Here is a 26,738-nt window from a genome sequence, read left to right as displayed (position 1 = left end):
CTAAGGTGACCTGATGAAAACAAAAAACCGTATTGCTATTGTAACTGGGGCTGCTCGTGGTATTGGATTAGCAACGGCTAGGCTTTTTTTAGAAAATGAATATGAAGTGCTAATGATCGATCGTGATACTATTGAACTTGAAAAAGTTGCGGCTGATTTGGAAGGTGCGCATGCATGGGTGTACGACATATCAAATCCAGACGATATAGCCCATTTAGTACGCGAAGCCGAGAACCAATATGGGCGGGTTGATGCATTGGTAAACAATGCAGGTGTTGCGGATTTTCGACCGCTTGAAGAAACCACTTATGATATATGGCGCCGAGTCATGGCGACCAACCTGGATGGCATTTTTCTTACTACTCAGTCGTTATTGCCTCTGCTCAAGGTAGCCAAGGGTGCGATTGTTAATATCGCTTCTATTTCGGGTCTCAGAGCGAGTACGTTACGTGTAGCCTATGGCACGTCCAAAGCTGCGGTCATTCACCTGACTCAACAGCAAGCCGCTGAGCTAGGCGAACACGGCATTCGAGCAAACTGTGTGGCGCCGGGCCCGGTAGATACAAAGCTTGCGATGGCTGTCCATACTCCTGAAATTCGCGCTGCGTATCATGACGCTATCCCCTTGAATCGCTACGGAAGTGAGCGCGAGATCGCCGAAATGATCGTATTCCTTTGCTCTGAGAAAAGCAGCTATGTTACCGGGCAGGTCATTGCAGTAGATGGTGGATTCCAATCTACGGGGGTTGGACTACCTGCGCTTCGAAGCCTCAAGGGATGACAATCGAGACTTCATGGAAATATCTAGATATTCTTAATTCAGGCTGGTAGGTAAGTCCATTTTTTAGACAATAACGCTGACTCTGATAATAGAGCCAGCTACCCACGCATTTTCGACCTTCGTTTTTTAGGCGCTTATGATCGCTTCTGAATCGGCGTTGATTTCAGTGCCGCTTGAACGGATTCAACCCATTGGCCTGCATCATCATCATGCGCTTGGCAAAAGGCAGGCGCTCGGCCAGGTGCAGGCTGAAATCGCCCAGCTGGCGTAGCGGCTTGGCGCCGGTGAACAGGTGGTGGAAGCTGTCCGTGGCGGCAATCATCGCCTGATTGGCCAAGCGGCGCTGCCACTCGTAGCGTTTGAGCGCGGCGCTGTCGCCGGCATCGGTGTGGCCCAGAATCAGCTCGGCCAGGGCGTCGGCGTCGTGCAGGCCAATGTTCAGCCCCTGACCTGCCAGCGGGTGTACCACGTGGGCGGCGTCGCCCATTAGCGCCAGGCGTTTGGCGGTGTAGCTTCTGGCGTGCTGGCGTTTTATGGGGAAGCTTGCGCGGGCGACCACGCGGGTAATACCCCCCAGCCGCTTGGGGTACGCCGCTTCAATGGCGGTTTTAAGAGCGTCGTCGTCCATGGCCTCGCGGGCCTGGGTGGCGCCTTCCTGGTCGTACCACACAAGGGAGGCGCGGTGGCCGGGCAGCGGCAGCATGGCAAGGGGCCCGGTGGGCATGAAGCACTGCCAGCTCACATCTTGCTGGGGAAGTACTGTCTCCACGTTGATGATCATCGCGCGCTGGTGGTAGTCGTGGGTGGCGATCTCGATACCGGCCAGCTCACGAAGTTTGGAGTTCGCGCCGTCGGCACCGACCACCAGTTCGGCGCTCAGCGTCTGGCCGTTATCCAGCTCTACCATACGAGTGCTTCCGCTTGCGTAGGTCGCCACCAACGTGGTTTCGGTATAAAGCGTCACGCAGGCCATGCTTTCCAGGCGCTGCCACAGGGCGTGCTGAAGCGCGATGTTCTCGATGAAAAGGCCAAAGCGCTCCATATCGCTGTCCTCGGCCGAAAACAGGCTGTGCCCGGTGCCTTCCTGGTTCCACACTTCGATATGGCGAAACGACGAGGTGCGCTCTAGCGGAAGGTTAGTGTGGCTTGCCTCGATGAAGTCGAGCGAGCGTTTGTTCAGCGACGAGATACGCAGGTCATAGTCGCCCTCGGGGGCCTTGGGGGGCGTGCTGTGTTCGATCAGCGCCACGCGGCGGCCGGCTTGCCCCAGCCGCGCGGCCAGTGCCGCGCCCACCATGCCGCCGCCAATGATGATGATATCGTGATCTCGCTGCATGAAAGGGCTCCTCGTTAGGCCGGGGCGGGCACGTTGTATGCACCGCCACTGTCTTACAGTATCGTTGAGATGTTAACCGCTTTCCTAGGGTGAAGTATTGACGCAGATAAAAAACCTGACTGAAGTCGAGCAGGCGGGCGAAGAGTTGGCGGTGTTCATACTTCGCCACCCGCGGCTTTTCATCATTACCGGTGCCGGGGTCAGCACCGACAGCGGCATTCCCGATTACCGCGATGCCAACGGCCAGTGGAAACGCTCGCCGCCGGTACAGCACGGTGACTTCATGGGAAGTGCCAGCGTGCGCAAGCGCTACTGGGCGCGGGCGCTGATCGGCTTCAAGGCGCTGGGCAGCGCCCAGGTGGGCGGTTCGCACCGCGTGCTGGCCGCGCTCGAAGCCAAGGGCATGGTGGAAATGCTGGTGACGCAAAACGTCGACCGGCTTCATCAGCGGGCGGGCTCGAAGCGCGTGGTCGACCTGCACGGCCGGGCGGATACGGTGAGCTGTATGCGCTGCGGTTACAGCATCATGCGCTACGCCATGCACGCGGAAATGGCGCGCATGAATCCCCGCTTTGCGGCAATGGATGCCGCCCACGCCCCGGACGGCGACGCGGATCTGGAAACCGATTTCTCGAGCTTCAAGGTGTACGACTGCCCACGCTGTAGCGGGATATTGAAGCCCGACGTGGTCTATTACGGCGACGTGGTGCCCATGGCGCGCCGGCTCGAAGCCGAGGCGGCGCTGGCCCGCTCCAGTGCGGTGCTGGCCGTGGGGACCTCGCTGATGGTGTTCTCCGGCTACCGCTTCTGCCGCGAGGCCCACGCCCGGGGCCTGCCGGTGGCGTCACTTTCGCTGGGCGTGACCCGGGCCGATCACCTGCTCACCCACCAGTGGCGCGCGCCGCTTACGCCGGTACTGGCTCACGCGTTGACATGCCTGGAGCAAACCAGCACTAACGCGCTTTAGAGACCCAAGGGTTATCCGCCACCCAAAGCCGCCAGGGCGCGTCGCGATCCGCCGGGGCGGCGTAGTCGATACCCACACGCGGTCCGCTCGAAATACGCTCAACGGCCTCACCCCGGGCGACCCAAAGCTGTTCCGGCCGGGTCATGTCTTCACCGTAAAGCGATTTGTCGATTTGCAGTGCCCGGGTGAGCTTGCCCGGGCCGTTGCAGAGCGCCTTGCCCTGCATGGGGCGGTAGTAGCGCATGGCCTCTTCGTTGACGGCAGGCTCGACCGCACGCACCAGCACCGCGCAGGGGTTGCCTTCGGGCTGGGTGACGATATTCAAAAGCCAGTGCATGCCGTACACCAGGTACACGTAGGCGTGGCCGGGCGGGCCGAACATTGCCTCGGTGCGCGGCGTTTTGCACCGGTGGGCGTGGCAGGCGGAGTCCGCAGCACCCCGGTACGCTTCGGTTTCCACGATGGTGGCGGCGACCAGCTCATCGCCCACCCGGCGCACCAACTGGCAGCCCAGAAGCTCGCGTGCGACCAGCAGGGTATCGCGGTTATAAAACGGCCGGGGCAGGGGAGTATTGAGCGAGGATTCGGAAATATTAGGAAAACCCATGATATCGCCATAAACTTGAGTCAGGTGCTAGGGTATTACCCCAGCCCGACTATTGAAAGTGGAGGCCTTAGTGCTGAACTTCGATCACGAGTACCAAACGCTTCCCGAGCCACTGTGGCGTGCCTGCGAGCCTTCGGGCGTGGCATCGCCCAGCTTGATCGCCTTTAATGAGGCGCTCGCCGCAACGCTTGGCGCCCGCGCCGTGCCGGATGACGCCACGCTTGCGCAGTGGTTTAGCGGCAACGCTATCCCTGACGGCGCAAGCCCCGTCGCGCTTGGCTACGCCGGGCATCAGTTCGGCAATTTTGTGCCTCAACTGGGCGATGGCCGCGCGCTGCTGCTGGGCGAGGTGGTGGATAGCGAGGGCAAACGCTGGGATGTCCAGCTCAAGGGCAGCGGGCGAACGCCGTTCTCCCGCGGCGGCGACGGTCGCTCGCCACTTGGGCCGGTGCTGCGCGAATACCTGGTCAGCGAGTTCATGGCCGCTATCGGCGTGCCCACCACCCGGGCACTGGCGGCGGTGGCCGCAGGCGAGCGCGTAGTGCGCCAAATGCCCGAGCCCGGCGCGGTGTTCACTCGGGTCGCCTCGAGCCACGTTCGCGTGGGCACCTTCCAGTTTGCCGCACGTCAGGACCAGGCTACTTTAAAAGCGCTGGCGGACTACGTCATCCAGCGCCACTACCCCGAGGTCATGACCGAAGACGACCCTTACCTGGCGCTGCTCGAGTGCGTGACCCGCCGTCAGGCCGAGCTCGTCGCCCGCTGGATGAGCGTCGGGTTTATCCACGGCGTGATGAATACCGACAACACCAGTATCAGTGGCGAGACCATCGACTACGGCCCCTGCGCCTTCATGGAGCAGTTCGACCCGAGCAAGGTGTACAGCTCGATCGACGAAGGCGGGCGCTACGCTTTCAGTAACCAGCCCGCGGCGGCCCAGTGGAACCTGGCGCGCTTTGCCGAAACCTTGCTGCCCTTGATGAACGTGCAGGGCGAAGAAGGCGTCGAGCGCGCGGTAGAGGTGATTCGCGGTTTCGACACGCACTTCGATCATGCCCGGCGGCAGTTGCGTATTGCCAAGCTGGGGCTCGAAGAGGATGCCAAAGAGCTTGCCGACACCCTGATGGACGAGCTCGAAACGCTGATGCAGCAAGGGCGCATGGACATGACCGCCACCTTCGATGCGCTGACCCATTACGCCATCGACTTCGACGACGCCAGCCGCGAGGCGCTGTTGGCGCTCTCCCAAACGCCCAAAGCGTTAGACGTATGGCTCGAGACATGGCGGGGCAGCGAACTGGCCGAGCACGCCACGCGTCAGCACACCATGCGCCGTGCCAACCCGGTGGTCATTCCCCGTAACCACCGCGTGAAAGAGGTCATCGACGCCGCCCTTCAGGGGGATTTTGCGCCGTTTCATACACTGCTGGCGGCGGTAACCCACCCGTTCGATGAGTCGTCCAGCGCGCGCCGGCTGGCCGCGCCGGCCACCAGCAGCGAACAGGTACTGCGCACCTTCTGCGGTACCTAGCCGCTACACGCCATGGCATGGCGGGAGCGCGTCATGGCTATGCTATACTGTGATTTTTTACAGTTAAGGCGGTGGCTTTTCACGTGGCGCTGCTTTTCGACACGGAGGTAAGCAGGGGCCCGTGCGCAAGATTATTCACTGTGACTGCGACTGCTTCTACGCAGCGGTCGAAATGCGCGATAACCCGGCGCTTGCGGATATTCCTATCGCCATTGGCGGTTCCGTGGAGCAGCGCGGCGTGGTTGCCACGTGCAACTACCCCGCGCGGGAATACGGCATCCACTCCGCCATGCCCATGGGCCAGGCGCTCAAACGCTGCCCGCACCTCACCATCATTCGTGGCGACATGGCCAAGTACAAGGACGTGGCTCGCCAGGTGTTTGCCATCTACCGCGAGATGACCGAGCTAATCGAGCCGCTGTCACTGGACGAGGCGTTTCTGGACGTCTCTCAGGTAACCCAGTTCAAAGGCAGCGCCACGCTGATGGCCCAGGCCATTCGCGAGAAAGTGCGCCGGGAGGTGGGCATTACCGTCTCCGCCGGCGTTGCCCCCAACAAGTTTCTGGCCAAGATCGCCAGCGACTGGAACAAGCCCGATGGCCTGTGCGTGATTCCGCCCGACGACGTCGAGCGCTTCGTCGAGGCGCTGCCGGTCAAAAAGATTCACGGTGTCGGCCCGCGCACGGCGGAAAAAATGGCCAGCCTCGATATCCACACCTGCGCGGACCTGCGCACCCGAGCGCTCACCGAGCTGATCGAGCACTTCGGGCGCTTTGGTAAACGTTTGTTTGATCTAAGCCGCGGCCATGACGAGCGCCCGGTCAAGACCCACCGCGAGCGCAAGTCGATCAGCACCGAACAAACCTACTCCCAGGATTTGCCCACGCTCGAGGCGTGCCGGGGCGAGCTTCCCGAGCTTTTGAGCGATTTGGAGCGGCGCTACGCAAGACTGGACCCGCCCCCGGCGGTGAAGGGGCTAATGGTCAAGGTGAAGTTCAACGACTTTACCCAAACCACGGTCGAGCACGCCGACCCCGCGCCGAACATGGCGCAGTTCGAATCGCTTTTGAACGTTGGCTGGGCCCGCGGGGCGCGCCCGGTTCGCCTGCTGGGGGTGGGCTACCGTTTGGCCGACGGCGCCCCGGACACCCAGCTTTCGCTGTTTTAAGGGCCCCAAGGGCTTGGCCTTGACGCCGGTTCTGGCTTTGATTAAAACATCTGTATGACCGATAGCGGCCTAATGGCTGCTGCGCCCCGGACCGCCGGACCGTACTATTTCTTATACTGCCAGAGCCTTTATTAAAAAGCCCTTATGACAGAGCCCTTATGACACTTTCACGTCCTCCCCTGGTCTTTGCCCACGCCAACGGCTTTACCGGCGACAGTTACAAAAGCCTGCTGGCACCCTTGGCCGAGCACTTCGATCTTCAGCCTATCGACCGGGTCGGGCACCACCCGCGCTTCCCGGTGAATCGCAATTGGTCCAACCTGGTCGATGAGCTTTTACATTACCTGCCTACGCACACGAAGGTGCTGGGCGTGGGCCACTCGCTGGGCGGCACCCTGATGGCCATGGCCGCACTTCGCGAGCCCAAGCGCTTTTACGGCGTGGTCATGCTCGACCCGCCCTTGATGATGGGCGTCGATGCTTGGGCGTTGAAAGCGGCCAAGCGCTTTGGTTTCGTCGACCGGATCACCCCGGCCGGCAAAACGCGCAACCGGCGAAGCGTTTGGCCCAGCCGCGAGGCGATGACCACCTCGCTCAAAAGCCGTGGGCTTTTTCGCACCTTTACCCCACAGGCGCTTAGCGACTATGTTGAAACAGGCACCCGGCTACTCGAGGGCGGCCAAGCCGAGCTGGTGTTCGAACCCGGCGTCGAGGTCGCCATCTTTCGCAATTTGCCGGATCACCTTTCGTTCCGGCTGGCCCGGGTTCAGGTGCCGGTGGAAATCGTCGCCGGCGCGGGCTCTGACCTGTTGACACCCAAGCGCATTGGCCGCCTGCAGCGTAAGGGAATGTCGGTCAACCAGGTGCCGGGCGGGCATATGTTCCCCATGGAGCACCCGGAGGAGACCCGCACGGCGATTCTCGATGCCTGGCAGCGTATCCAGGCCCATTGAGGCGCCTTACCCCAAGCCCTATCGATAACGACCAGGAGAGCGACCATGTATCTTTCCGTACAGCTAAGCTACTACCCGCTGACCGATGACTTCAAACCGGTGGTCAAGGAGGTCGTCCAGCGCCTGGAGCAAAGCGGGCTCGAAGTTCACCCCAACCGCATGAGCACTCAGGTGTTCGGCGAATTCGACGCGGTCATGGCCGCCCTTAACGATGTCATGAAATGGTCCTTCGAGACCCACGGCAAAGCGGTATTCACGGCGAATTTTCTAGAAGGGGATCGCCGACCCAGGTAATTCGGTTTTATTGAACAGAACTTTTCAAGCCCGATGCCGCTTATCCAGAGCGGCATTTTATTGCCCTCAACGAGCGTTGAAAGTAAATAATTCTTTAGTTTTCGTTGGCGATTGTGTCGCGTCCTGGTGTCTAAAAGTCGTTAATGGAAACAGTCCGCCTGCTGATATAGGTAAATTGAAAAAGAACCTTAATAAAAATCGGCAGGGAACCTGACACCATGACTCTCATACAACGTAGCGCTCACCGGCTGCACACCGGTAAAACTCTTCTAACGGCCTTGGGATTGGCCTTGGTAAGCGGCCAGACGTATGCCCAGTCGTTCAGCCTGGACTTCTCCAACGAGTACAACGCAAGCTCGATTCACGCCCAAGGCGACGCCTACTTTATCGACAAGGTAGAAGAGCTGACGGACGGTGACATCGACATTACGCTGCATACCGGTGGCGCGCTTGGGTTTAATTCCGGTGACCACTTCTACGCAGTGGCCGATGGCGCCGTGGATATCGCCGATACCCTCTCCGGCACCATGAGCGGTGTGGATGCGCTCTTTTTGCTCTCCTCCTTGCCATTTCTAGTCAATGATATTGAAGACGCCCGCCAGCTTTACGACATTGCCAAACCCTATTACGAAGACGTATTCGAAGATAACGACCAGGTGCTGCTTTACGCCTCGCCCTGGCCGCCCAGCGGTATCTGGTCGAAGGATGCAATCGAAAGCGCCGATGATCTAACGAATCTAAAGATTCTCACCTTCGATCGCAGCGGCACCGAGACCTTTAGAAACGTCGGCGCCTCGCCGGTCAGCCTCTCCTGGGGTGATGTGGTGCCGCAGTTGGCCACCGGCGGCATCAGCGCCGTGCTTACCTCCGCCGAGGCCGGCGCCAATGGCAGCTTCTGGGAGCATCAAAACCACTTCTCCGCTGTTCAGTACGCCATCCCGCTCAACATGGTGCACATGAACAAGGCCGTGTTCGATTCATTCAGCGAAGAGCAGCAGCAGGCCGTGCTCGAAGCCGCTCGCCTGACCGACCAGTACAACTGGTCCGCCGTTGAAACGCGTACCGAGGAGAACTACCAGATGCTCTCGGAGAACGACGTCGAGGTCAGCGACCCCGTATCGCAAGATCTAAGTGACGCGCTCTCCGAGGCCTCTAGCAACGTAATCGAAAACTGGCTGGGGAACATTGGCGACATCGGCGAAACGATCCTGGATGAATTTAGAGGCCAGCAATGAGGTTTTTCGAGCTAATGGAAAAAGCGTCGAAGCTACTCAACCGTGCGGGCGCCGCGATTGCCGTGGCGCTCATCATCTACATGTTTGGCCATATCATTCTCGAAATCGTGATGCGCCTGTTGGGTCGCTCTACCTTCATTTTGGATGAATATATCGGCTACGCCGTGGCGACCATGGCGTTTCTGGGGCTTCCCTACGTGCTCGAAAAAGGCGGTTTGATTCGAGTGTCGCTGCTCATGGAGCGCATACCCGAACCCAAGCGGTGGCCTTTAGAGCTTTTCAGCAGCCTGGTTACCGCCGGCTGTTTTTTATGGCTCTCCACATTTTGGCTGCAAAACGTTCAGCGCAGCTATCAGCGTGGCGTGGTAAGTGAGACCCTGGCCGAAACGCCTATCTGGCTTCCCGAAGGCGCCATCCTCATTGGCATGTGGCTGATTTCACTTACGCTATTAGTGAGGTCATTAAAAATCGTGTTACTGCGCTCGCGGTACTCATCTCCCACGGCCTAGGCTTGGCTAACAGGAACGAACTATGGATATTTTCTGGACGGCCGTTGGCGTGGCGCTGCTGCTGGTGTTTTTCCTCTCAATGGGGACCTGGATATTCGCCTCGATGCTGGCGGTTTCCATTGGCTCGCTCTGGCTTTTCGGGGACTTCAGCGCTGATCGTATCGGTTTGATCTTCTCACGGATTTTATATCGGGCCAGCAATAGCTGGGAGCTTTCGGCGATTCCGCTATTTATTTTGATGGGCGAGCTGATCTTTCGCTCGAATCTCTCGGAGCGGCTTTTCAAAGGTTTGGTGCCGATTACCAGTCGGCTGCCAGGCGGTATTCTGCACACCAATGTATTGGGCTGTACGCTGTTTGCCGCCGTCAGCGGCTCGAGTGCGGCCACCACCGCCACCATCGGTAAGATTACCACCCAAGAGCTCAAGCAGCGCGGCTATGACCGGCACCTGTCGATCGGCTCGCTGGCCGGCGCGGGGAGTCTAGGGCTACTGATTCCGCCCTCGATCGTCATGATCGTGTACGGCGTTCAGGCGGAGGTTTCGATCAGCCAGCTGTTCATGGCGGGCGTTGTCCCGGGGCTTGTGATTGCGTTTCTGTATAGCGGCTACATTGGTATACGCGCCTTGATGTCTCCAGCGCTTGCTCCTAAACAGGTGGCGCATGAGCAGTCCATTGGCCAGTCGATTCTGCTTTTACTGCCCATTTTGATTCTGATCTCGATCGTGATCGGCTCGATCTACAGCGGCATCGCCACGCCATCCGAGGCGGCGGCGGTAGGCGTGGCGGCTACGCTGGTACTGTTGGGCGCCGAGCGGCAGATCAATTTGGCCATGCTCACCGAAGCCTTTCGGGGAACACTGATTACCTCGATCATGGTATGTAGCCTGTTGATCACCGCGACCCTTTTGTCGACGGCGATGGGCTATCTGCACCTTCCCCGCGAGCTTGCCAGTTGGATTGCCACACAGAACTTCAGCCCGGCCATGTTGTTGCTGGCGTTGGCTGTTTTTTATATCGTCCTGGGGCTTTTTTTGGACGGCATCTCGATTACCGTCATGAGCCTGCCCATTACGCTTCCGATCGTGCTGCTGGCAGGGTTCGACCCGATCTGGTTCGGCATTTTTCTAATCATCATGATCGAGCTTGGCCAGATCACCCCGCCCGTGGGCTTCAACCTCTTCGTTTTGCAAAGTCTGACAGGGGAAAGTATCGGTCGCGTGGCCTGGGCGGCGCTGCCGTTCTTTTTGCTGATGTGCCTGGCGGCCATTATCGTTAGCCTATGGCCCGGCCTGGTGCTTTGGCTGCCACGCTTCATGGCTGGCTGAGCCGTTAGTGCGGGATAAACAAAAACGCCGCCCGGTAGGGCGGCGTTTTTGCGTTCAGGCGGCGTTTGGCTCGGCGATCAGGTCAGCGAATCCAGGCAGGATTCGATGATGTCCAGGCCTTCGTTGAGCACGTCGTCTTCGATGGTGATCGGCATCAAAAAGCGGATGGTGTTGCCGTACATGCCGCAGGAGAGCAGGATCAGGCCTTTTTCGCGGGCTTTTTTGCAAAGCGCTCCGGCCAGGTCCGGGTTCGGCGCCTTTTTGCCTTCTTTCTCGGTGACCAGCTCGAAAGCGGCCATGGCGCCCAGGTTGCGCACGTTATCGATGCAGTCGAACTTGTTCTGCCACTCGTGGAAACGTTTGACCAGTTTGTTACCCAGCGCCAGGCTCTGCTCGAGAATGTTTTCCTCCTCGAACACTTCGAGTACCGCCAGGGCGGCGGCGCAGGCGGTGGGGCTGCCGGTGTAGGTGCCGCCCAGCGAGTTGGGGCCAGAGGCGTCCATGATTTTATCGGTACCGACGATGGCGGAGATCGGCATGCCATCGGCCATGCTTTTCGCCATGGTCATGATGTCGGGCTCGACGTCGCTGTGTTCGATGGCAAAGAGCTTGCCGGTACGCCCGAAACCCGACTGCACTTCGTCGACGATCATCAAGATGCCGAGCTCGTCGCAGATGTCGCGAACGCGTTTGAGAAAGGAGGCAGGGGCGGCGTAGAAGCCGCCTTCGCCGAGCACGGGTTCGAGTACGATGGCAGCGGTGTTGGTCGGGCCGGCGTCGGTTTTCAGCGCCATCATCAAGCCACGAATCGCCTCGTCTTCGCTGATGCCGTGATAAGGCACCGGATAGGGCGCACGGAAGACGGTGCCCGGCATCGGGCCGAAGTCGGTCTGGTAGGGCGCAACCTTGCCGTTCATCGCCATGGTGTAGAAGGTACGCCCGTGATAGCCGCCGTCGAAGCAGATCACGTTGGGGCGGCCGGTGGCCGCACGGGCGATCTTCACGGCATTTTCCAGCGCCTCGGCACCGGAGTTGGCCAGCATTACCTTGGCATGGCCGCGTACCGGCACGACCTGGCTGAGCTTTTCGGCTACCTTCACGTAGCCTTCATAGGGCATGACGGTCTGGCAGGTGTGCATTACCTTGTCGAGCTGTTCCTTGACCGCCGCGACGACCTTCGGGTGGCGGTGGCCAATGTTGAGTACGCCAATGCCACCGGCAAAATCGATGAAGCGGTGGCCGTCGGCATCCCAAATCTCGGCGTTCTCGGCACGGGCGGCAAAGGCCGTGGCGGGGCTTGCCGCGCCGGCGGCCACGTATTTTTGCTTTAGCGCGTTAAGCTCGGCATTGGTCATGGCGGGTTCCTTTAGCATTGGGCATGAATCACGGGTAGGGCATTAGCATAGTACGCCTACGCCGCTATTAAAATTCTGCGGGTGCCTCTGGCTGAGCCACCACGATCCGATTACGCCCCTGCGCCTTGGCACGGTACATGCCTTGGTCGCCGCGCTCGATCAAATCCTCGGCGCAGGAGGCCGGGGTGCTGGCGACACCGGCGGAGAGCGTGATCGTCAGTGCATGCTCGGTGAAGGTCTGTTCTTCTATGTGGGCGCGAAGACGCTCGGCGGCGGTTTGGGCTTCGCTACTGCTGGTTTCGGGCATGATGACCAGAAACTCTTCGCCCCCTAAGCGCACCTGCACGTCGGTGGCGCGAAGCCTGTTGTTGATCGCGGCGGAAAGCTCGGTCAGCACCGTATCGCCGGTCGCGTGGCCATAGGTGTCGTTGATGGTTTTGAAGCGATCCAGATCGAACATCATGACGCTGAGATCGCCACCATAGCGCCGGCAGCGCTTGAGTTCTTCGCTGAGATGGCAAATTCCAGCCCGCCGGTTCAAAAGCCCGGTAAGGCCATCGTGGCTGGCCAGGTGGTCCAGGCGGTCGTTCGCCTCTCGCAGCCGCTCTTCCAGCTGTTTTCGTTCGGTGATGTCGATCACGAAGGTCACTTTGCGCGGGGTGCCATCATCGCCTTCTACCCGAGCGGCTTCGGCAATGATGGTGCGCAAGTCGCCGTTTTTACAAAAAACCTGCCACTCCTGGCGCATCTCGGTCGGTTGCGTACCTTGAAGGAACTCATCGTGCATGGCGCCAGCCTTTTCGCGGTACTCCGGCGATACCATGACAGTGAAGTGCTGGCCGATGAGCTCTTCCTGGGTGTAACCGTAAAAGTTGCAGTAAGCTGGATTGACGAGCTCGAAACAGCCCCGGTTATCGGTGACGCAGATTCCTATGGGCGCGCTAGTCAGTACGCTCCACGCATTGCGTTTGGAGCGTTTTACCATTTCTTGTAATTGCTGGGCCGAAATGTCAGGCATTCACCACTCCGGGATTTAAATGCGCGAGCGCTTCGTCTCGCAGTGCCACGAGCCGTGGCGTAAGGTCCTCACCCAACGAGTCGATAGCGGGCTTGGCATAAAAGTAGCCTTGCTGGCGCATAATACCAGCGCGGGCCAACCAAAGCGCTTCACTGTGCGTTTCGATGCCTTCGGCAATTACCATGGTGTCGAGCTCCTGGGCCAGCGAAACGACCGCTTTGAGCAGGGCCTGGCGGCGCGGGTCGCTGTCGCAGTTCATGACGATTTCACGATCGATTTTAAGCGTGTCGGGGTTCAAGTCTGTGAGTAGATCCAGATTGGCGTAGCCGTTGCCGAAGTCGTCCAGGGCGGTCTTGAACCCCATGTTGTGATACGCATCGATGATATTGGCCAGGTGATGACGGTCCTCGACGCGCTCGGTTTCGGTGATCTCGAACACCAGGCGACTGGTGGGCCAGCCAACGCGCCGGGAAACTTCCAGGGTCGCCTGTATGCAGGCGTGGGGTTCGTATACCGCGTTGGGGAGAAAGTTGATCGAAAGGTCGGTCTGCATCCCCAGCGCGCTTGCCATCTCGATGGCTTTGACCCGGCAGGCCTGATCGAAGCGGTAGAGCAAGTCGTCGGTGACTTTGGAAATAATGCTCCAGGCGGACTCGCCGTTCACACCGCGCACGAGCGCTTCATACGTGGTGACCTGCGCTTTCGATAGATCCACGATAGGTTGAAACGCCATGGTGAAATCAAAGGGAAGTTCTCCATCGCAACGATTACACCGACCCTCTACCCGAGCGCAGTTACTCATGAAAAATCCTCTGTTAAGCCCTTGGTGTTTTGGGTGTTCAACACGTCTTGGCGCGTTTTATGACGCGTGACTTCAATGTGAATCGTAGCAGTTTAGTCGCAGAGGGGGGTTGCGTACATGACGGGCGTTAAGGTCCACACACCCTTTTAATTTATGTTGAAAAAGCTTTCAGGAGGGGCGAAGTTGGCTTAAGCGCCCGGTGCTGGCGCTCGAGGCTGCGCTAGATGATACCCGCCTTATAGAGTGCTTCGCGCTGGGCGGCGGTGATGCCGATTTCTTCCAGCACGCTGTCGGTATGCTGGCCTAAAAGCGGTGGGGCGGTTTGGGCGGATACCGCGTGACCGTCGATACGAACCGGGTTGGCCACCAGGTCGACGCTGCCCGCCATGGGGTGGGGCAGCGTCTGCTTGAGCCCCCGTGCCTTGACGTGAGCATCCTCGAAGACCCGGTCCAGGGTATTGATCGGCCCGCAGGGCACGCCGGCGTTTTCCAGCGTCGCAAGCCAATGGTCGATGGGCCTGAGTGCAATCGCTGCCTCTAAAAGCGGCACGAGCGCCTCGCGGTGGGCGACCCGGGCACCGTTGGTGGCGAAACGGGCATCTTCACAAAGCGCAGGCTGGCCGATCGCCGCGCAAAAGCGCTTGAACTGGGCGTCGTTACCCACCGCGACGATGATATGTCCATCCTGGGTGGCAAACGCCTGGTAGGGCACGATATTGGGGTGAGCGTTACCCAGCCGCTTGGGTACCTGGTGGGAGGTCAGGTAGTTGGTGGCCTGGTTAGCCAAAACGCCCACCTGAACATCCATCAGCGAAAGGTCTATATGGCAGCCTTCGCCGCTTTCGCGGCGTGCATACAGCGCGGCGAGGATGGCGTTGGTGGCGTAAAGGCCGGTGAAAATATCGGTGATCGCCACGCCCACTTTCACCGGGCCGCCACCGGGCACTTCGTCGGGTTGGCCGGTCAGGCTCATCAAGCCGCCCATGGCCTGGATCATGAAGTCGTAGCCGGCCCGGTGGGCGTAGGGGCTTTCTTGACCGAAGCCTGTGATCGAGCAGTAAACGAGCCCCGGGTTGATCGCTTTCAGGCTCTCGAAGTCGAGCCCGTAGCGCTTCAGCCCCCCGACCTTGAAGTTCTCGAGCACCACGTCGGCGTCGCCGGCCAGGGTCTTGATCAGCGCCTGGCCTTCGGGTTTTGCCATATCCACCGTGACCGAGCGCTTGCCGCGGTTGGCGCACAGGTAATAGGCGGACTCGAAACTTTCGCCAAGCCAGGGCGGGCCCCAGTGACGGGTGTCGTCGCCTTGGCCTGGGCGCTCGATCTTGATCACATCGGCGCCCATGTCGGCCAGGGTCTGGCCGCACCAGGGGCCGGCCAGCACGCGGGAAAGGTCGAGCACCTTAATGCCCTTAAGCGGCGTTGGCGTATCGCTCATGGGGGCTCCTTGCGCGGGGCGATGGATTAGAAAAACGCCTGTAGGCCGGTCTGGGCGCGGCCCAGAATAAGGGCATGGACATCGTGGGTTCCTTCGTAGGTGTTCACCGATTCCAGGTTCACCATGTGGCGAATGACGCCGTATTCATCGGAGACGCCGTTGCCGCCGTGCATGTCCCGGGATACCCGCGCGATATCCAGCGCCTTGCCGCAGTTGTTACGCTTGATCAGCGAGACCATTTCCGGCGTCCAGTTACCTGTATCCATCAAACGGCCGACCTGTAGCGCGGCTTGCAAGCCAAGCGCGATCTCGGTTTGCATGTCGGCGAGCTTTTTCTGAATCAGCTGGTTGGCGGCAAGCGGGCGGTTGAACTGCTTGCGGTCCAGGGTGTATTGGCGGGCGGCGTGCCAGCAAAACTCCGCGGTGCCCATCACGCCCCAGGCAATGCCGTAACGCGCCTTGTTCAAACAGCCGAACGGACCTTTCAGCCCACTGACGTTAGGCAACAGGTTCTCTTCGGGAACGAAGACGCCGTCGAGCACGATCTCGCCGGTGATCGAGGCGCGCAGCGACACCTTGCCTTCGATTTTCGGGGTGGAGAAGCCCTCGAACCCGCGCTCGACGATGAAGCCCTTGATCTGGTCGTCGTGAGCGGCGGATTTTGCCCAGACCACGGCGATATCGGCGATCGGACTGTTGGTGATCCACGTCTTGGCACCGGACAAGCGGTAGCCGCCGTCGACCTGCTCGGCGCGGGTGATCATCGAACCCGGGTCGGAGCCGTGATCCGGCTCGGTCAGGCCAAAGCAGCCGACCATTTCGCCGCTGGCGAGCTTGGGCAGATACTTCTGCTTTTGCTCCTCAGAGCCGTAGGCCTCGATCGGGTACATCACCAGCGACGACTGCACGCTCATCGCCGAACGGTAGCCGGAGTCGACCCGCTCTACCTCGCGGGCGATCAACCCATAGGCCACGTTGTTGACCCCCGCGCCGCCGTACTCCTCGGCAACGGTGGCACCTAGAAGTCCCAGCTCGCCCATCTCGGACATGATCTCGCGATCGAAGCGCTCCTCACGAAACGCGCTGAGCACGCGTGGCTGAAGATTTTGCTGGCAGTAGTCCCGCGCGGCGTCGCGGATCTGGCGTTCTTCGTCGGTAAGTTGCTGCTCGAGCAGCAGCGGGTCATCCCAGTTAAAGCGTGACATGGCGAAAGCCCTCTTGTTGAGTACTTGCAATGTATCGCCGTTTCAAAGAAATATCTACATTTTTATAAAACGTCGACTTTAGTCGATGCCTCGTGCCCGTAGCACCTCGGTAATGACCGGTACCGGGGTCATCAGGTGCTCGCGCATCATGCCCGCGGCGCGTTCGCCATCCCGGGCCAGAATCACCTCGACCAGCGCGCTGTGCTCCTGGTGCTTTTGGGCCAGCGCACTGGTCGACATCACGGTTTCCTGCAACCAAAGGTGGCGGTAACGCTCGACCTGGTTGAACAGCGCATCGCGCATTTGTAGCAGGTGGGGGGAGTTGCAGCCGCTGGCAATAGCGGTATGGAAAGCCTGGTGGCGCTGGTCCCAGTTATCGAGAAGCTCATCCGGGCTGCTGACGTCGGTGACCTTGCCCAGCCGGTGGGCGGTGGCCAGCACGTCGGCTTCCCAGTCATCGTCGCCACGCTCGATGGCCAACCCCAGCACCAGGCCTTCGAGCTGGGCGCGGGCATCGTAAATATCGCCCAGTTCGGCAAGCGACATGGGCGCGACGCGGTAGCCGCGCTGGCTAATGGCGACCACCAACCGGTCGGCCACCAGCTGGGAAAGCGCTTCTCGCAGCGGGCCGGTGCTCACCCCGTAATGCGTTTTCAGAAGGCTCATCAAGAGTTTCTCACCCGGCGGGTAGCGCCCGCGAATGATATCCCGCTTCAAATCGCGGTAGGCGCTAATGGCCAGGTTGGGCCGGGGTAGGGGCGGTTCCATCGAATCTCCTGGGGTGGCGGTCAAAATAGGCGTCATTATTGCGTAATTTTGAAAATTTATCTCAAGTGACGCTATTTCGTGAAAGGGCGCCGCCAGGCGTCGGCCGGTGAGCGCAGCGGGGGCGAATGCTTTTACGATGCCGTGGCTATGGCACTATCGTCCCATTAACGTTTGTTTTGAAACCGTGCTAACGTCATTAAAGCGGCTTTCAAAAACCACAAAGCCGCATTGCGCGACCTTGCGACTCCAATATCAATAAAGCACCCATGAGAGAGACAACGCCCATGCGAACGCTAAAATACGCTGCCGCCACGACCATGTTAGCGCTGGCGCTACCCGCCAGTGCACAGCAGCTCTCGATTGCCACCGGGGGCACCGGCGGCGTCTACTATCCAATTGGTGGCGGTCTGGCCGAAATGATCAACGACCATATCGAAGGGGCGCAGGCGACCGCGGAAGTTACTGGCGCCTCGGTCGAGAACATGGGGCTGATCATGCGTGGCGACGCGGATATGGCCACCGCTTTGGCGGACACCGTCTATCAGGCCTACACCGGCACCGGCGACTTCGAAGGCCGTCAGGTCGAAAACACCCGGGCGCTGGCCTCCCTCTACCCCAACGCCGTACAGCTGGTCACGCTTGCGGAGTCCGATATCCAGAGTATTAGTGACTTGGCCGGTAAACGGGTGTCGGTAGGCGCGCCGGGTAGCGGCACCGAGCTCAACGTCAGTGCGCTGCTCGAGTCCAACGGTATCAGTTACGATGACTTTGATCCGCAGCGGCTGAATTTCAACGAAACCGCCGATGCCATCCGCGATGGCGATATCGACGCTGGTTTTTGGAGCGTGGGCCCGCCCACCAGCTCGATCATGAACCTGGCGGCTACGCGCGATATCCGCTTGATAAGCCTTTCCGAGGAAGAGATTGCCAACGCCCGTGAAGACGAAGAGGTGTTCGCCCCCTACGAGCTGGCGGCCGGTCTTTACGACGGTATGGACGAAGCGGTGCAGACCATCGGTATTCCCAACGTCCTGGTGGTCAACGCCGATATGGACGAAGAGCTTGCCTACCAACTTACCCAGGTGCTTTTCGAACACACCGACGAGCTGATCGCCGTTCATCCGGCGGCCAACGACACCACCGTCGAGTTCACGATGGAGTCCACGCCGGTGCCGCTACACCCGGGCGCCATCCGCTACTTCGAAGAAACCGGCGCTGAGATCCCCGATCGCCTGCGTCCGTAAGCCTACCCGAGGCGTTCGGTCATGCAGTGGCTAGCGGCGTCGCTGATAGCGCTTTCATTGACGGCGCTACAAAGCGCCGGTGCCTGGGGACAGGCGCCGGCGCGTTTGACGGTGACCAGCGACGCCGGCGCCGTGCTGCTCGATCACCCCATCCCCGATGAAAGCCGCTGGTGTATGGCCTGGAACCACTCGGTGGCGCACTTTACCGTGCTCGACTGTTACCAGAACCGCGGCGGGCAGATGGTGCTGGAGCGTAGCCACCAGCCGGACTTCGCCGCGGGCCTTGGCCATATTGCCGGGCGCGGGGTGCAGGTTTCCGACGGCGAAGGCGGCTATTGGATCAATGCCATCGACGAGGCCGTGCCTGGTAATCGCTACCGGCTACGCGTAGGGGCGCTCTCGGTGAGCCATCGCATCACCTGGCCCGATAGCGGCCATGAAACGGTGAGCCTGAGCGAGCGCGCCCCCGGTGAGCGGGTGATCGTCGAACTCACCGCGCCGTGAGCCGGTGTCCGCGGCTATCCCTTGACGTTAAAACTCTTTGCTTGCTAACCCTTTCGAGGACTCCATGAGCGAATCCACTCAACCTGCGGTGGTCATGCCGGGGGCAAACGCGGTGCAGCCCCGCCAGGCACTTTGGGCCATCACGATCGTGGCGGTTGCCCTTTCGCTTTTCCAGCTCTACTCGGCGGGCATTCAGCCGTTGGGGCTTTTCTATCAGCGCAGTATCCACCTGGCGCTGATCATGTTGCTGGCGTTTTTGATGTTTCCCGTGTTCGGCCCGACCCGAGCACGCGGCGTACTTGGCTGGGCGCTCGACGCGATCTTCTTTGCCGGCGCGTTGATCACCGGCGGCTACCTGGTCTTCTTTTTGGATGAGATCATCAACCGTGCCGGGTTCTGGAACCAGACCGATATAACCGTGGCGATCATCGCCACGGTCACGGTGCTGGAAGCCAGCCGCCGGGCGGTGGGGTTTGGCATGACCATCATCGGTCTGATCGCGATCGTCTACGCGCTGGCCGGGCCCCGGGGGGAACTGGCTTGGCTTGGCGATTGGTTGCCGGGTATTTTGTCTCACCGCGGCTATACCCTCGACCGCGTAGCGGGACAGCTTTATCTTGGTCAGGAGGGTATTTTCGGCCTGCCGCTCGGGGTGGCGGCCACCTACATCTTCATTTTCGTGCTGTTCGGCGCCTTTTTGGAGAGCACCGGCGCGGGGCGGTTTTTCATCGATATGGCTTACGCCGCCACCGGGCGCCAGCGCGGCGGCCCGGCCAAGGCGGCGGTACTCGCCTCGGCGGGCATGGGCTCGATCTCCGGCAGCGCCATTGCCAATGTGGTGACCACCGGCGCCTTTACCATTCCGCTCATGAAAAAGCTCGGCTATCAGCCCAAACAGGCCGGCGGCATCGAGGCCGCGGCGTCGACCGGCGGGCAAATCATGCCGCCGCTGATGGGGGCCGGGGCGTTTTTGATCGCCGAGTACACCAATACGCCGTACCTGGACATCGTCAAGATCAGTATCCTGCCGGCCATCATGTACTTCGCCACGGTGTATCTCTTCGTGCATATCATCGCGCTAAAGCAAGGCATGCAGGGCATGCCGAGAAGCGAGCTGCCCAAAATGCGCCAAGTGATGAAGGATGGCTGGCACTTCTTACTGCCGCTGGCGGTACTGGTCTGGCTGCTGGTCATGAACCTTTCGCCCATGCGAGTGGGCTACTACGCGGTGGTAACCATGGTCGCCGTGGCGGTGATTCGCTACGCGCTTTGGTACTTCTTCGTCGCCCCCGGCCAGGGCCATCCGGTGACCTTCGAGCGCACCAAAAACGTGGTGTGGGCGGGGCTTGTTAAGCTGGTCGAAGGGCTGGAGCTTGGCGCGCGCAACGCCGTGGCGGTGTCCATGGCCTGCGCGGTGGCGGGTATCATCGTTGGCGTGGTGGGCCTGACCGGGCTGGGGCTCAAGTTCTCCTCGATGATGCTCGCTTTCTCCGGCGGCAACCTGGTGCTTGCGCTGGTCATGGTGCTGCTGGCGAGCCTGGTGCTGGGTATGGGGCTGCCGGTCACGGCGAGTTATATCGTGCTGATCGTGCTGGTCGGGCCGGCGCTCACCAGTGAATTCGGCGTGCCGCTTTTGATCGCGCATCTGGTGGTGTTCTGGTACTCCCAGGACTCCAACGTGACTCCGCCGATCGCGCTGGCCGGGTTTGCCGGGGCGGCGATTGCCGGCAGTAAACCCATGGAAACCGGCTTCCAGGCCTGGAAGTTTGCCAAAGGGCTCTACCTGATCCCGCTGTTCATGGTGTTCAACCCGGAGATCATCGTGGGCGGGCCGGTGCTGGTCGTGGTCTGGAACGCGGTGATCGCGATCTTCGCGCTGTGCGCCTTTGCCGCCTCGCTCGAGGGGTATCTGTTTACGCGCATGTCATGGCTACCGCGCCTGGCGATTGGGGCGGCGATCTTCGGCGTCTTCTACCCAAGCCTTTGGACCGAAATAGCCGGCGTGGTGGTGATCGCGGCGGTAATCGGCGTCAACTACCGTGCCAGCCTGCGCGAAACGCCCGCCGTCACGGCGTAACCCAAGCGTAGAACCACCGCGTATAAAAAAGCCCGGAACAGTGTTCCGGGCTTTTTCGTTAGCGCCTTTCATCAGCGCCGGGCAGCGCGCTTTAGAAGATCGATTCCGCCGCGCCCGAACCCTGGGAGCCGCTGGCCTCCTCGAGCTCGCGGCTAATGGTGCGCGCCTGGTAGGAGGGCAGATGGCCCTCACGGAAAAGCTCCACGAGCCCGCCGGACTGGCTGTCGTACAAGCGGCGGCCGCTGTCCGGGTCGACCCGCGCGGTGACGATGGAGGCGGGGCGCTCCGGCAGGGCCGAAGGCGTGCCTTCCAGGGCGCCGCCCATGAAGTCGATCCAGATCGGCAGGGCGGCGCTGGCGCCGTATTCCGCGGTGGTTTCGTTGCTGTCCTTACCCACCCAGACCGTCGTGACCAGGTCGCTGTTGAAGCCGGCGAACCAGGCATCGCGCTGGTTGTTGGTGGTACCGGTTTTACCCACGATGTCGTCGCGGTTCAGGCTGAGCGCGGCGCGCCCGGTGCCCGAGGTGATCACGTCGCGCAGCATGTCGCGCAGAATATACACCGCGCCGGCATCGGCGACGCGCCGGGCGACCGGATACTCCTTGCCGTCGATCTCGACGCTCTCCTGGCCTTCGGCACAGCTCGGGCAGGCGATCTGCGGCGTGGCCTCATCGAGGATCTCCCGGTCGTCGTCGCGGGTGACGCGCTCGATGAACCAGGGCGAGACCTGGAAGCCGCCGTTGGCGATCACCGCGTAAGCGTTGGTCATTTCCATGGGCGTGAGGCTCGCGCTACCCAGCGCCAGGGAAAGCCCGCGGGGCAGCCGGTCGACCGAGAAGCCGAAGCCTTCCAGGTAGTTGATGGTCGGGTTGACGCCCATCGTTTGGAGTACGCGAATGGTGACCAGGTTGCGCGAACGTGCCAGCGCCGGGCGCAGGCGCATCGGCCCCTGGAAGTCGCGGCTGGAGTTCATCGGCCGCCACAGCGAGTTGCTGCCGTCGTCTACCACCAGGGGCGAGTCGTTGACCACGCTCGCCGCCGTCATGTCGCCGTCGTCGAGGGCGGCCAGGTAGATGAAGGGCTTGAAGATCGAGCCCGACTGACGCTGGGCCTGAATGGCGCGGTTGAACTTGCTGGCGTTGAAATCGAAGCCGCCCTGCAGCGCCAGAATCGCGCCGGTGCGCGGGTCCTGAACCACCAGCGAACCTTCGACGTCCGGGCGCTGAGAAAGTCTTAGCGTGTCGTCGTCGTTCTCTACCACGCGGATCAGGTCTCCGCGCACGGCGATCTGATCGGCGCTTGACGGCTCGCCGCCGCGGCTGCGCGGGCTTTGGTAGGCGCGTGCCCAGTTCAGGCCGTCCCAGGCGATGGTTCTAAGTTCGCGGTCGCGGGTCAGCACCTGCATTTCCCGGCCGCTGCTCTGGACCACGATGGCCGGTTGCAAAAGGCCGTAGTTGGGTGTGCGCTCGAGCACCTGCAGCCAGTTGGAGACGTCGCCGTCGATGCCTTCGATCTCGGTCTGGCTGCGCTCCGCGGCTTGGCGCGCGGTCTGGCGGATTTCCGGCGACTCGGAAAGCTCCTCTTCAAGGCCTTGAGTATTCGTTTGCTCTTGGGCTTCGACGAGGCTTGCGGCGATGTCGCGCTGCTCTGCGCCGCGCCAGCCGTGGCGCCGGTCGTACTCGATCAAGCCGTTGGCCAGGGCGTTGCGGGCGGCGGGTTGAAGCTCGCTGTCGATGGTGGTGTAGATCCGGTAGCCGCCGGTGTAGGCGGTGTCACCAAAGCGCTCGACCGCATACTGGCGCGCCATTTCCGAGACGTAGGAGGCATCCACTTCGGTTTGGGTGTAGTGGCGACGCGCGGTCACCGGGTCCTGCACCGAGGCCTGGTAGGTATCGTTATCGATATAGCCAAGCTCGCGCATACGGAACAAAATCCAGTTGCGGCGAATCAGTGAGCGCTCGGAGTTGGCCAGCGGATTGAACGCCGACGGTGCCTTGGGAAGCCCCGCGATCATTGCGGTTTCGGCAAGCGTTAGTTCGGCAAGCGGCCGGTCGTAGTAGGTTTCCGCGGCGGTGGCGATGCCGTAGGCGCGGTTACCCAAAAAGATCTTGTTGACATAAAGCTCGAAGATTTGCTCTTTGGAGAGCACCTGCTCCATCTGCAGCGCCAGCAGGATTTCACGAATTTTACGCGTGAAGGTCTGGTCCAGCGTCAGCATATAGTTACGCGCGACCTGCATGGTGATGGTCGAGCCCCCGGACTGGATCGAGCCGCCGCTTCGGGCAAGCTCCACCGCCGCGCGGGCAAGCCCGCGCGGGTCGACCCCGGCGTGTTCGAAGTAGCTCGAATCCTCCGCGGCGACCAGCGCGTTGATCATGTCCTGGGGGATTTCGTCGAAATCGACCACCATGCGCCGCTCTTCGCCGAACTCGCCGATCAGCCGGCCGTCGTTGGTGAAGATACGCAGCGGGGTATGCAGTTCGAAATTTTGCAGCTGGCGAACGTCGGGAAGCCCCGGAGAAAAGTAGATGGCAGCACCTACCACGGCCAGCACGGCGGCGCCCACCAGGGCGGCAGCCATCGAAACCAGTGACAGGATAAGGGTTCGAAAAAACGTCATGAACAGAGGGCACCCGTGGAGATAAGATAAGTACGGCGTCCAACTGGCCGTATTGCGCAATTGGCGACCATTATAAGAAGCCAGGCCCTCGGCCACCAGTGTTGATATGCCATGATTGCCTCAACGTGTAGCGACGCCAAAAATAAGGTAACCTCGGGCGACGCTCGACAAGACGACAAAATCAACGGGACCACATGCGCCTACCAAAGTCTGGAAAGGGGTTGATCGGGGTCGATATCACCTCGGCCACCGTTAAGCTTTTAGAGCTCAAGCAGCTGGACGGCAATTTTCAGGTTCAGAGCTACGCCGTGCGCCCGCTCAAAGAGGGGGCCGTGGTGGAGCGCCGGATACGGGATATCAGTGATGTCGCCCGCGTGCTTCGAAACGCCGTCGAACACGCCAATCCCTCGACCCGTAAAGCCGCGGTCGCCGTTCCCGCCAGCGCCGCCATTAGCAAAACCCTGAGCTTTCCCGCTTCGCTGGGCGAAGACGAGATCGAGGCGCGGATAATCGAGGAGTACGACCGCCACATTCCTTTTCCGTTCAACGAGGTGGCCTTCGATTTTCAGCGTTTGGGGTTGGTGCCCGATGACGAAAGCCAGCAGCAGGTGGCGCTGGTGGCGTGTCGTCAGCGCGACGTCAGCCAGTTGACCGATACGCTGGTACAGGCCGGGCTCGAACCTGCTGCGGTGGATGTCGAAACCTTCGCCGTCGAACGCTCGTTTGGCGAGCTCAGGCGGGCGCTCAACGTCAGTGACGACCCCAGGGCGTGCGTGGCCCTGGTGGATCTGGGCGCTAATATGAACGCGTTCCACGTGCTGCGCGACGGGCGCATTACCTACAGCCGCGACACGGTATTTGGCGGGCGCCAGTTGACCGATGCCATTCGCGAACGGTTCGACCTGAGCAACGAAGAGGCCGGCCTTGCCAAAAAGCGCGGCGGCCTGCCCGAGGATTATCAGGCCAACGTGCTAACGCCTTTTATCGAAACCGTGGTGCAGCAGGTGGGCCGCTCGCTTCAGCTTTACTATACCGCCGGGCGCAAACAGCGGGTCGAGCACCTGGTACTGGCCGGCGGGTCGAGCGTGATCCCGGGGCTTGCCGAACGTATCGCCGAAGAGAACGGCCTGGCGGTGACGCTGGCCAACCCCTTTCACCGGATGCACATCTATAAGCGGCTGAACGTCGAGGGCCTGACCAACGACGCGCCGGCCATGCTCACCGCCTGTGGGCTTGCCATGAAGGTAGGCCAATGAATATCAACATCAACCTGTTGGCCTGGCGGGATGCGCGCCGGGAAAAGCGCACCCGGCAGTTCTATAAAATGCTGGCTTTGGCGCTGGTCGTGGGGGTGTTGATGGCGCTGGCCGTGGGGCTTGTGTATCAGCAAGAACTCGATGGGCAAGAGATGCGCAACGCCTACATCACCCGCCATGTCGAGCAGTTGGAGCAGCAGATTGCCGACGTGAAGCGCTATCAGGAAGACGCGGCACAGCTCAGCACCCAGCTCGAGCTTTTCAAAACCCTGCAAAGCGAGCGCACCGATACCGTCGAGCTTTTCAACGCGCTGGCCGCGAGCCTGGCCGACGGCGTGGTCTACGAGCAGTTAAGCCGGGAAGGGGAACGGGTTCGCCTCACCGCGACGGCCAACGACGAGCGCCAGGTCTCAGAGCAGCTGCGCCGCATTGCAAGTATGCAAGGCTTTGCCGTGCCGGTACTTTCCGAGGTGACCAGCGCCCCGAACCAGCAAGGGCGGCGGTTTGGCTTCGAGGTCGTCCAGACGCTGCACGATACAAGCCCTGACGCCGGTCAAGGGGAGGCCGCCCAGTGATGACGCGAGCCCGGGCGCGCCACGAATGGCAGCGTCTCAAAGAAGTCGACGTACAAAGTCTGGATCTCAAGGAGGCGGGCAGTTGGCCGGTTTTTTTGAAGGCGCTTTGCGTGGTGCTGGTATTTGCGCTTGCCTTTGGTGGGCTAATGGCGTGGCAGGTCAGCGACAAACGCGCCCGATTGTCCGAGGCGCAGCGCGAAGAGGTGCGACTTTTGAGCGAATACCGGGTCAAGGCCTCGGAAGTGGCGCTTTTGCCCAACGTGCAGAACCAGTTGACGACGCTCGGCGGACAGATGGACCGGATGCGCGCCATGCTGCCCACCAGCGCCGAGATTCCCTCGCTTTTGGACAGCATCAGCGACGCCGCGGTGGATAATCGGCTGACCATCGAAGTCGTCCGGTTGCGTGCGACCGTTAGCAACGAACACTACATCGAGCATCCGCTGGATATTCAGGTGCGCGGCGGATATCACCAACTGGGCCGCTTCGTGGCCGATATCAGCCAGCTCGCGCGTATCGTCACCCAGCACGACTTGACCATTACACCGGTCGAGCCGCAAAGCGACGTGCTCAGGCTCTCTTTGGTGGCGCGCACCTACAGCTATATCGACGACCCCAGCCACGAGGAGGCGGCGCCATGAGACAACGCCGCGTGTGCATGATGGCCCTGGTGGCGACCCTGACCGGCTGCAGCGATGCACGGCTGGACGAGCTGGACGCCACGCTTGCCGATATCCGCCGCGCCCCTAGTGGTCAGGCTTCCCTTGCAAGCGCGCCTTTTCCCGAGGCGGCATATTTAAACTACCAATATAGCGAGTCGCGCAGCCCGTTTTTGGCGCCTGAGCAGTTGGCGCGAAGTGAGACAATCTCGCCACGAAACAGCGCCCTGGCCCCGGATACCCAGCGCCCCCTGGAGCCGCTGGAAGCCTTTGCGCTTGCCTCGCTGCGCCTGGTGGGTACGCTGCAAATGGGGGGCCAGCGCGTGGCGCTGATCGCCACGCCCGACGGCAGCGTTGTGAACGTGCGCGAAGGTAATCACATGGGATCCAACTACGGGGAGGTCACCCGTATTTCGCTAGAGGAAGTCACTCTGCTCGAGCGCGTATTCAGCGAGCAGGAGGGCTGGCAGGAGAGCCCGGCCGCGCTGTCACTCGACCCCTAGCCGGCTGTT

At 61.0% G+C, this 26,738-nt stretch carries 25 protein-coding genes; 16 read left to right on the top strand and 9 right to left on the bottom strand.

Annotation, left to right across the window (positions count from 1 at the left end):
• The first annotated feature begins 13 nt into the window (after window positions 1-13).
• Window positions 14-781: an SDR family NAD(P)-dependent oxidoreductase gene (locus ACWHRL_RS13685; protein WP_447894088.1), complete on the top strand. Its 768-nt coding sequence runs from the start codon at window positions 14-16 to the stop codon at window positions 779-781.
• Window positions 782-944: 163 nt separating this feature from the next.
• On the opposite strand, the gene ACWHRL_RS13680 is transcribed toward ACWHRL_RS13685, so the two are convergent.
• Window positions 945-2,117 carry an FAD-dependent monooxygenase gene (locus ACWHRL_RS13680; RefSeq protein WP_447894086.1) on the bottom strand — a complete coding sequence of 391 codons (1,173 nt, stop codon included), beginning with the start codon at window positions 2,115-2,117 and terminating at the stop codon, window positions 945-947.
• A 97-nt stretch (window positions 2,118-2,214) separates the two neighbouring features.
• Between ACWHRL_RS13680 and ACWHRL_RS13675 the strand changes: the two genes are divergently transcribed.
• Window positions 2,215-3,084, top strand: a complete 870-nt coding sequence (locus ACWHRL_RS13675; protein ID WP_447894085.1) for an NAD-dependent protein deacetylase — start codon at window positions 2,215-2,217, stop codon at window positions 3,082-3,084.
• Here ACWHRL_RS13675 and ACWHRL_RS13670 read toward each other — a convergent pair.
• Entirely contained in the window at window positions 3,071-3,691 is a 621-nt protein-coding gene (locus tag ACWHRL_RS13670) for a DNA-3-methyladenine glycosylase (RefSeq protein ID WP_447529674.1), read from the bottom strand. The two genes, ACWHRL_RS13675 and ACWHRL_RS13670, sit on opposite strands and share 14 nt — an antisense overlap.
• Window positions 3,692-3,761: 70 nt before the next feature.
• Here ACWHRL_RS13670 and ACWHRL_RS13665 point away from each other — a divergent pair, with 70 nt between their 5' ends.
• The 7 genes from ACWHRL_RS13665 to ACWHRL_RS13635 all read left to right on the top strand — a co-directional run bounded on the left by ACWHRL_RS13665 (window position 3,762) and on the right by ACWHRL_RS13635 (window position 10,708).
• A complete protein-coding gene (locus tag ACWHRL_RS13665; protein ID WP_447894084.1) occupies window positions 3,762-5,222 on the top strand; it encodes a protein adenylyltransferase SelO in 1,461 nt (486 codons plus the stop codon).
• 121 nt (window positions 5,223-5,343) lie between these two features.
• Window positions 5,344-6,390, top strand: coding sequence for a DNA polymerase IV (gene dinB, locus ACWHRL_RS13660; RefSeq protein ID WP_447894083.1), 1,047 nt, complete (start codon window positions 5,344-5,346; stop codon window positions 6,388-6,390).
• Between the two features lie 158 nt (window positions 6,391-6,548).
• Window positions 6,549-7,343 carry an alpha/beta fold hydrolase gene (locus ACWHRL_RS13655; protein ID WP_447894082.1) on the top strand — a complete coding sequence of 265 codons (795 nt, stop codon included), beginning with the start codon at window positions 6,549-6,551 and terminating at the stop codon, window positions 7,341-7,343.
• Window positions 7,344-7,388: 45 nt separating this feature from the next.
• A complete protein-coding gene (locus tag ACWHRL_RS13650) occupies window positions 7,389-7,637 on the top strand; it encodes a YkoF family thiamine/hydroxymethylpyrimidine-binding protein (RefSeq protein ID WP_447894081.1) in 249 nt (82 codons plus the stop codon).
• 218 nt (window positions 7,638-7,855) lie between these two features.
• Window positions 7,856-8,872 carry a TRAP transporter substrate-binding protein gene (locus tag ACWHRL_RS13645; RefSeq protein WP_447894080.1) on the top strand — a complete coding sequence of 339 codons (1,017 nt, stop codon included), beginning with the start codon at window positions 7,856-7,858 and terminating at the stop codon, window positions 8,870-8,872.
• Complete coding sequence (locus ACWHRL_RS13640; RefSeq protein ID WP_447894079.1) at window positions 8,869-9,381, top strand: TRAP transporter small permease; 513 nt, start codon at window positions 8,869-8,871, stop codon at window positions 9,379-9,381. The genes ACWHRL_RS13645 and ACWHRL_RS13640 overlap by 4 nt, the downstream gene beginning before the upstream one ends.
• Before the next feature lie 22 nt (window positions 9,382-9,403).
• Window positions 9,404-10,708 carry a TRAP transporter large permease gene (locus tag ACWHRL_RS13635; protein ID WP_447894078.1) on the top strand — a complete coding sequence of 435 codons (1,305 nt, stop codon included), beginning with the start codon at window positions 9,404-9,406 and terminating at the stop codon, window positions 10,706-10,708.
• Between the two features lie 77 nt (window positions 10,709-10,785).
• On the opposite strand, the gene gabT is transcribed toward ACWHRL_RS13635, so the two are convergent.
• The 6 genes from gabT to csiR all read right to left on the bottom strand — a co-directional run bounded on the left by gabT (window position 10,786) and on the right by csiR (window position 17,291).
• On the bottom strand, window positions 10,786-12,063 hold the full coding sequence (gene gabT, locus ACWHRL_RS13630; RefSeq protein WP_447529669.1) for a 4-aminobutyrate--2-oxoglutarate transaminase: 1,278 nt from the start codon (window positions 12,061-12,063) through the stop codon (window positions 10,786-10,788).
• Window positions 12,064-12,130: 67 nt separating this feature from the next.
• Window positions 12,131-13,081: a sensor domain-containing diguanylate cyclase gene (locus ACWHRL_RS13625; RefSeq protein ID WP_447529668.1), complete on the bottom strand. Its 951-nt coding sequence runs from the start codon at window positions 13,079-13,081 to the stop codon at window positions 12,131-12,133.
• Complete coding sequence (locus ACWHRL_RS13620; protein ID WP_447529667.1) at window positions 13,074-13,883, bottom strand: EAL domain-containing protein; 810 nt, start codon at window positions 13,881-13,883, stop codon at window positions 13,074-13,076. The genes ACWHRL_RS13625 and ACWHRL_RS13620 overlap by 8 nt, the downstream gene beginning before the upstream one ends.
• A gap of 220 nt (window positions 13,884-14,103) precedes the next feature.
• Entirely contained in the window at window positions 14,104-15,318 is a 1,215-nt protein-coding gene (locus ACWHRL_RS13615; RefSeq protein ID WP_447894077.1) for a CaiB/BaiF CoA transferase family protein, read from the bottom strand.
• 26 nt (window positions 15,319-15,344) lie between these two features.
• On the bottom strand, window positions 15,345-16,523 hold the full coding sequence (locus ACWHRL_RS13610) for an acyl-CoA dehydrogenase (RefSeq protein WP_447529665.1): 1,179 nt from the start codon (window positions 16,521-16,523) through the stop codon (window positions 15,345-15,347).
• A gap of 78 nt (window positions 16,524-16,601) precedes the next feature.
• Complete coding sequence (csiR, locus tag ACWHRL_RS13605; protein WP_447529664.1) at window positions 16,602-17,291, bottom strand: DNA-binding transcriptional regulator CsiR; 690 nt, start codon at window positions 17,289-17,291, stop codon at window positions 16,602-16,604.
• Between the two features lie 284 nt (window positions 17,292-17,575).
• Here csiR and ACWHRL_RS13600 point away from each other — a divergent pair, with 284 nt between their 5' ends.
• From ACWHRL_RS13600 to ACWHRL_RS13590, 3 genes are all read left to right on the top strand, one after another.
• Window positions 17,576-18,535: a TAXI family TRAP transporter solute-binding subunit gene (locus tag ACWHRL_RS13600; RefSeq protein ID WP_447529663.1), complete on the top strand. Its 960-nt coding sequence runs from the start codon at window positions 17,576-17,578 to the stop codon at window positions 18,533-18,535.
• 21 nt (window positions 18,536-18,556) lie between these two features.
• Window positions 18,557-19,039: a DUF1850 domain-containing protein gene (locus ACWHRL_RS13595; RefSeq protein WP_447529662.1), complete on the top strand. Its 483-nt coding sequence runs from the start codon at window positions 18,557-18,559 to the stop codon at window positions 19,037-19,039.
• Between the two features lie 64 nt (window positions 19,040-19,103).
• Window positions 19,104-21,116, top strand: coding sequence for a TRAP transporter permease (locus ACWHRL_RS13590; RefSeq protein ID WP_447529661.1), 2,013 nt, complete (start codon window positions 19,104-19,106; stop codon window positions 21,114-21,116).
• Between the two features lie 91 nt (window positions 21,117-21,207).
• Here the strand turns inward: ACWHRL_RS13590 and ACWHRL_RS13585 are convergent, their stop codons facing one another.
• Window positions 21,208-23,736 carry a penicillin-binding protein 1A gene (locus tag ACWHRL_RS13585; RefSeq protein ID WP_447894076.1) on the bottom strand — a complete coding sequence of 843 codons (2,529 nt, stop codon included), beginning with the start codon at window positions 23,734-23,736 and terminating at the stop codon, window positions 21,208-21,210.
• A gap of 194 nt (window positions 23,737-23,930) precedes the next feature.
• Here ACWHRL_RS13585 and pilM point away from each other — a divergent pair, with 194 nt between their 5' ends.
• Genes pilM through ACWHRL_RS13565 form a run of 4 tightly spaced genes read left to right on the top strand, consistent with a single transcriptional unit; the run spans window position 23,931 to window position 26,729 of the window.
• Window positions 23,931-24,992 (top strand): type IV pilus assembly protein PilM, encoded by a 1,062-nt coding sequence (pilM, locus tag ACWHRL_RS13580; RefSeq protein WP_447894075.1) that lies wholly within the window; start codon window positions 23,931-23,933, stop codon window positions 24,990-24,992.
• Window positions 24,989-25,567, top strand: a complete 579-nt coding sequence (locus ACWHRL_RS13575; protein WP_447894074.1) for a PilN domain-containing protein — start codon at window positions 24,989-24,991, stop codon at window positions 25,565-25,567. Before pilM ends, ACWHRL_RS13575 begins: the two co-directional genes overlap by 4 nt.
• Complete coding sequence (locus ACWHRL_RS13570; protein ID WP_447529657.1) at window positions 25,567-26,208, top strand: type 4a pilus biogenesis protein PilO; 642 nt, start codon at window positions 25,567-25,569, stop codon at window positions 26,206-26,208. Before ACWHRL_RS13575 ends, ACWHRL_RS13570 begins: the two co-directional genes overlap by 1 nt.
• Complete coding sequence (locus tag ACWHRL_RS13565) at window positions 26,205-26,729, top strand: pilus assembly protein PilP (protein ID WP_447529656.1); 525 nt, start codon at window positions 26,205-26,207, stop codon at window positions 26,727-26,729. Before ACWHRL_RS13570 ends, ACWHRL_RS13565 begins: the two co-directional genes overlap by 4 nt.
• Window positions 26,730-26,738 lie beyond the last annotated feature (9 nt).

The sequence above is a fragment of the Vreelandella sp. GE22 genome (assembly GCF_968212445.1).
This window is presented reverse-complemented; position numbering and strand designations above follow the sequence as displayed.

What these genes read in the sequence shown, in the direction of transcription:
- ACWHRL_RS13685 (WP_447894088.1), top strand. Translation starts at nt 14, where the DNA reads ATGAAAACAAAAAACCGTATTGCTATTGTAACTGGGGCTGCTCGTGGT.
- ACWHRL_RS13680 (WP_447894086.1), bottom strand. Translation starts at nt 2,117, where the DNA reads ATGCAGCGAGATCACGATATCATCATCATTGGCGGCGGCATGGTGGGC.
- ACWHRL_RS13670 (WP_447529674.1), bottom strand. Translation starts at nt 3,691, where the DNA reads ATGGGTTTTCCTAATATTTCCGAATCCTCGCTCAATACTCCCCTGCCC.
- ACWHRL_RS13655 (WP_447894082.1), top strand. Translation starts at nt 6,549, where the DNA reads ATGACACTTTCACGTCCTCCCCTGGTCTTTGCCCACGCCAACGGCTTT.
- ACWHRL_RS13650 (WP_447894081.1), top strand. Translation starts at nt 7,389, where the DNA reads ATGTATCTTTCCGTACAGCTAAGCTACTACCCGCTGACCGATGACTTC.
- ACWHRL_RS13645 (WP_447894080.1), top strand. Translation starts at nt 7,856, where the DNA reads ATGACTCTCATACAACGTAGCGCTCACCGGCTGCACACCGGTAAAACT.
- ACWHRL_RS13640 (WP_447894079.1), top strand. Translation starts at nt 8,869, where the DNA reads ATGAGGTTTTTCGAGCTAATGGAAAAAGCGTCGAAGCTACTCAACCGT.
- ACWHRL_RS13635 (WP_447894078.1), top strand. Translation starts at nt 9,404, where the DNA reads ATGGATATTTTCTGGACGGCCGTTGGCGTGGCGCTGCTGCTGGTGTTT.
- gabT (WP_447529669.1), bottom strand. Translation starts at nt 12,063, where the DNA reads ATGACCAATGCCGAGCTTAACGCGCTAAAGCAAAAATACGTGGCCGCC.
- ACWHRL_RS13625 (WP_447529668.1), bottom strand. Translation starts at nt 13,081, where the DNA reads ATGCCTGACATTTCGGCCCAGCAATTACAAGAAATGGTAAAACGCTCC.
- ACWHRL_RS13620 (WP_447529667.1), bottom strand. Translation starts at nt 13,883, where the DNA reads ATGAGTAACTGCGCTCGGGTAGAGGGTCGGTGTAATCGTTGCGATGGA.
- ACWHRL_RS13615 (WP_447894077.1), bottom strand. Translation starts at nt 15,318, where the DNA reads ATGAGCGATACGCCAACGCCGCTTAAGGGCATTAAGGTGCTCGACCTT.
- ACWHRL_RS13610 (WP_447529665.1), bottom strand. Translation starts at nt 16,523, where the DNA reads ATGTCACGCTTTAACTGGGATGACCCGCTGCTGCTCGAGCAGCAACTT.
- csiR (WP_447529664.1), bottom strand. Translation starts at nt 17,291, where the DNA reads ATGGAACCGCCCCTACCCCGGCCCAACCTGGCCATTAGCGCCTACCGC.
- ACWHRL_RS13600 (WP_447529663.1), top strand. Translation starts at nt 17,576, where the DNA reads ATGCGAACGCTAAAATACGCTGCCGCCACGACCATGTTAGCGCTGGCG.
- ACWHRL_RS13595 (WP_447529662.1), top strand. Translation starts at nt 18,557, where the DNA reads ATGCAGTGGCTAGCGGCGTCGCTGATAGCGCTTTCATTGACGGCGCTA.
- ACWHRL_RS13590 (WP_447529661.1), top strand. Translation starts at nt 19,104, where the DNA reads ATGAGCGAATCCACTCAACCTGCGGTGGTCATGCCGGGGGCAAACGCG.
- ACWHRL_RS13585 (WP_447894076.1), bottom strand. Translation starts at nt 23,736, where the DNA reads ATGACGTTTTTTCGAACCCTTATCCTGTCACTGGTTTCGATGGCTGCC.
- pilM (WP_447894075.1), top strand. Translation starts at nt 23,931, where the DNA reads ATGCGCCTACCAAAGTCTGGAAAGGGGTTGATCGGGGTCGATATCACC.
- ACWHRL_RS13575 (WP_447894074.1), top strand. Translation starts at nt 24,989, where the DNA reads ATGAATATCAACATCAACCTGTTGGCCTGGCGGGATGCGCGCCGGGAA.
- ACWHRL_RS13570 (WP_447529657.1), top strand. Translation starts at nt 25,567, where the DNA reads ATGACGCGAGCCCGGGCGCGCCACGAATGGCAGCGTCTCAAAGAAGTC.
- ACWHRL_RS13565 (WP_447529656.1), top strand. Translation starts at nt 26,205, where the DNA reads ATGAGACAACGCCGCGTGTGCATGATGGCCCTGGTGGCGACCCTGACC.